Here is a 3,735-nt window from a genome sequence, read left to right as displayed (position 1 = left end):
CGGTCTTGCTCATGGCAAGGCCCACGATCGTGCCCACCACCAAGCCAAGCACGAAGCATCCCAACCCCCCGGTGACGACGGTGATGCCGGTGGCCGCGACCACGGCGGCAGTGGCCAGTGCGGTAATCGCGATGTTGGCTGCCACCTCGAGTACGCCGCCGAGGATGTCGGCCATCATCGAGGTGTGATCGAGCGCATCGCCCAGTCGGGCGGCCCAGAGTGCATCAGACATGCGGGATGTTCATCCGACGTAAGCGTCTGACGGCTGCGTAATCGTTGCGCTTGTGGCGCAATTCGATGCCTTCCATTGCACGTTTTCCCTTGTCGGCTACGGCATGCGCATCAGCGCAGTCCTCAGTCGTTTGATCAGCTTCGGATCCTTGAGGCAATCGGCCGGTCGTATGTTATCCAAGGCTGGCACCTGCTGTTCGACCCACCACAACCCTTCCTTGAGCTCTCTTTTACCGTAGAGGATGACCGCCATATCGAGGTTGCCATCCAGTCGTTTCGCCAGGGTGCGGGCGTCGTCGTCGAGATAGTCTTCTTCATATAACCGCACAAGCACTTGCCATTCGGCATCGCCAGGGTAATCGTCTTCCAGTTGTTCCATCTTCAAAAAATCCAGCTATTTGGGCTCGGCAAGGTAATTATCGCTCGCATTCATTCGCTTCAAATGAGCTTCACTGCACGGTTTAGGGTGCCGTCTGTGAGGACTTCTATAGGCTGTACAAGATATTGTAAAACGAGGTTGAGTTATCTTTTATCAAGGATAGATCATGGCCTATGGATATCTTTTCGAATAGTGATTTATTGATTGCCATTCGACGAGTGATTATTGCTTCCAGCAGTTTGCTGAACAGCGTCTCATCATTGACGTGCTTTTTCAGTTTTAGAATTTCGCGAGGCTTGCTTTTCAGAATATAGAAGGAGTAATTCATCAAGATAATATTGGAGACAAACAGATTTTCCGTTGATTGAAGGGGGTTGACCGTATCGATCAAAGCACTAAAGATCTGCTTCTTGTTTCGAGCGTATGCGTGCAAAAATACGTCGGGATACATGAGTTCGCTGTGGCGATCATTAAGCCTGAAACGGTAATTTGTATCATCGGGCTCGGTCAATAACGTGACGATGCTTGTTTGATAGTTTTTCAATGTGCTTAGCAACTCATGTTCTTTTCTGCTATCAAACTTGATCGCTTTGTAAACCAAGTCGATAACATCCAGAAAAGCTACTGGCCCCAAGGTGTCGGTAGCCATTACCAACTGATTATCCTTGATGCTGAACCGACGATACGCTTCGTCGTCAATACTCAATTCGAAAAGCAGGAACCTGAGCATGTAGCTCCGGTGCTGTGCATCTGCGTCGAGAGGACTGTTCTTCAAGCTGATCAACTGAATCAGATAGAAGAAAATAAAATAGTCTTTGTTGGTTCGTTGGCGGTTGTCGATTTCAAGCAGATAGCCGAAGCGGGACAGAACCAAGAGAATGGCATAGCAGTCCGATTCCGTGAAACCGTTTTTCGACATGGATTTTTCGAAGGCGCTTATGGAAAATAAATCGTGCCAGCGGCTCACGAAGAAGGTCGAACCGTTGCGTTTTCTGGCGACGACAGACAGCAGTGAGGGCTCGTCTTCTTCGTAAAAAACAGCGCCCAGCTTCGTTGGACACGGCCGGATGTTCAGGAAATTTTCAAGCTTGTATGAAAGTAGATTGAATATGTCCATTTTTAAGGCTTTCCACATGTTGTCCACTTGCCTTTCGCGCCTTTTTTCTCGACACGAAACGATGTGATGGTGCTATTCAGTTTTCCTAATAGTCGGGTGCCAATGCCTTTGGCCTTGGGTTCATTCGTTTTGGACAGCACGCCATCTTTAAGGCCCGTTTCTTTGTAGTCAACGGTAGAAATATCCTTATGGTTGTTGAGAATGTTGACCCCTTCATTATTGACGTTGGCCACAACCCGATAATCCTCCTTGCCCGGGTTGAATCCGGGGTTGCTGTCATGATTGACCCAGACCGCTTTCTCACCTTTTATATTCGGCACCAGACCCCCTTTACCGCCGTTGGCCGCCTTGGATGCGATAGCCTCTTCTTTGCTCATGTAACGAATAATCTCGTCCTCTTTCAATCCCAACGGGTCGATCCAGGTGAATGGATTCGGTGAGTAGCGATAGAGGTTCAGGCTACCGGTAAGGCCCATCGGGTCGGGGGTGGTAAAGCGTCCTGTATCTGGGTCATAAAAACGGAAGGTGTTGTAGTGCAGACCGGTTTCCCGATCCAGGTATTGCCCCTGAAACCGCAGGTTCTGTTCCTCGATGTAGTACGACTCACGTACCTCATCAATCGTATTGCCCCATACCTGATAGTGGGCGTGCCATAACGGATGACCGTCACTTTCCGTTAATGCTTGCGGCAGTCCATTGGGGTCGTTGTGGTAATAACGGACTTTCTGATTTTTATCGCTGCCGTCCACCCTGGCCAAAGGTTCATGCCCGTTGCCGGTGTAGAGATACAAGCTGGTCTGATTATTTTTATATTCTTTCAGTAATTGCAGGCCATCCCAATCGAAACGCGTGCTGGCGACGAGATGCCCTTTATTGTCGTGTTCGGTTTTTTCAATCCTTCGGCCCAGCGGGTCATATCGCATCCTGACCACGCTCTCACCGTTGACTTTCTGCGTTCGGACTTCAATCAAACGATGATCGGTGTCGTAACTGAAACGCTGCAATCCATGCCGCCTGCTGCGTTTTTCGATCATTCGTCCAAAGCCGTCGTAGCGATAGCGTTTATCCTGGTAAGTCATCAGCTGGTTATGCACAACCCGTCCAGTTGTAGCGGATGAGCCGTCGAGGAGATTGGCCGCCGCATCGAAGGAAAAGTTTTCATTCTGTCCCTGTCGACTTCCCTGGCTTGCAATGATCCGACCTGTCGCGTCGTAGTGCAGCAGTTGGTGTCGTTGGCCTTGAGGCAGTCGTTCGAGACGGCCCACAAGATGGTCGCTGGGATCAAATTCAAAGTGGATTTGCTCGGCGGCCGGCATCAACAATGGCTGACTGGAATGCCGACGTAGGCGAGTACGTAAGCGACCGCTACGGTCATATTCGCTACGCGTGCTGATCTGGCCTTGTGTGCGCATCACTTCACGATGCAGCCGATCACGCTCGAAGTCGCTGATGACTTGGCCGTCGAGGTTGATCTGGTGCAGGTGACCACTGCCGTAGTACAGACGATTAATCCAGCGGCCATCGGGCAGTTGAGTCTGGATCAGGTTACCTAACTCATCGTAATGATGCTTAAGATGGCCTGTGGAACTCTGCTCCTCAATTAAATAGCCCAGAGCGTCATAAGCGAACCCTAGTCGCTGCTCGGTACCGTCATTATCGATGACGACGGCTTCGATCAACTGGTTCAACGGGCTATAGCCGTATCGGGACTGTCCATCAGGAGTGATTCGGGTTGTCAGCCGGCCAATCGCATCGCGTTCCAGATGCTGGACGATGGTTTCTTCACTTGGTTGGTGACCATTTCGCGGTGCTGCGATGGTTTCGACTCGTTTTACGTTATCGAGGGCGTCGTACGTATAACGTTTAGCGCTGCCATCGAGGTTGCTTTGTTCAGTCAGCCGGTCCCCTGCATCCCAGGCAAACCGATAACTTTCGCCATTTTCGTTGGTCAGCGCTTTCAGCCGCCCATAGCTGTCATACCCGAACTGCACCTGCCGGCCATGGGCGT

At 50.9% G+C, this 3,735-nt stretch carries 4 protein-coding genes; all 4 read right to left on the bottom strand.

All coding sequences use genetic code 11. The features are described 5' to 3' along the window. Nucleotides 1–232: hypothetical protein (locus tag PMI18_RS22595; protein ID WP_007897173.1), on the bottom strand; the 232-nt coding region annotated here is incomplete at its 3' end. A 96-nt stretch (nt 233–328) separates the two neighbouring features. Then, a complete protein-coding gene (locus PMI18_RS22600) occupies nt 329–610 on the bottom strand; it encodes a hypothetical protein (protein ID WP_007897171.1) in 282 nt (93 codons plus the stop codon). A gap of 106 nt (nt 611–716) precedes the next feature. Beyond that, entirely contained in the window at nt 717–1,745 is a 1,029-nt protein-coding gene (locus PMI18_RS22605) for a hypothetical protein (RefSeq protein WP_007897169.1), read from the bottom strand. Then, nucleotides 1,730–3,735, bottom strand: a 2,006-nt coding sequence (locus tag PMI18_RS0129345) for an RHS repeat-associated core domain-containing protein (RefSeq protein ID WP_007897167.1), incomplete at its 5' end; no start/stop codon positions are given. The genes PMI18_RS0129345 and PMI18_RS22605, both read right to left, overlap by 16 nt.

Origin of the sequence: Pseudomonas sp. GM102 (genome assembly GCF_000282555.1) — a bacterium.
Lineage (GTDB): Bacteria > Pseudomonadota > Gammaproteobacteria > Pseudomonadales > Pseudomonadaceae > Aquipseudomonas.
This window is presented reverse-complemented; position numbering and strand designations above follow the sequence as displayed.

Bases quoted from the DNA above. Each gene is read 5' to 3' on its own strand.
- PMI18_RS22600 (WP_007897171.1), bottom strand. From the start codon at position 610: ATGGAACAACTGGAAGACGATTACCCTGGCGATGCCGAATGGCAAGTG.
- PMI18_RS22605 (WP_007897169.1), bottom strand. From the start codon at position 1,745: ATGTGGAAAGCCTTAAAAATGGACATATTCAATCTACTTTCATACAAG.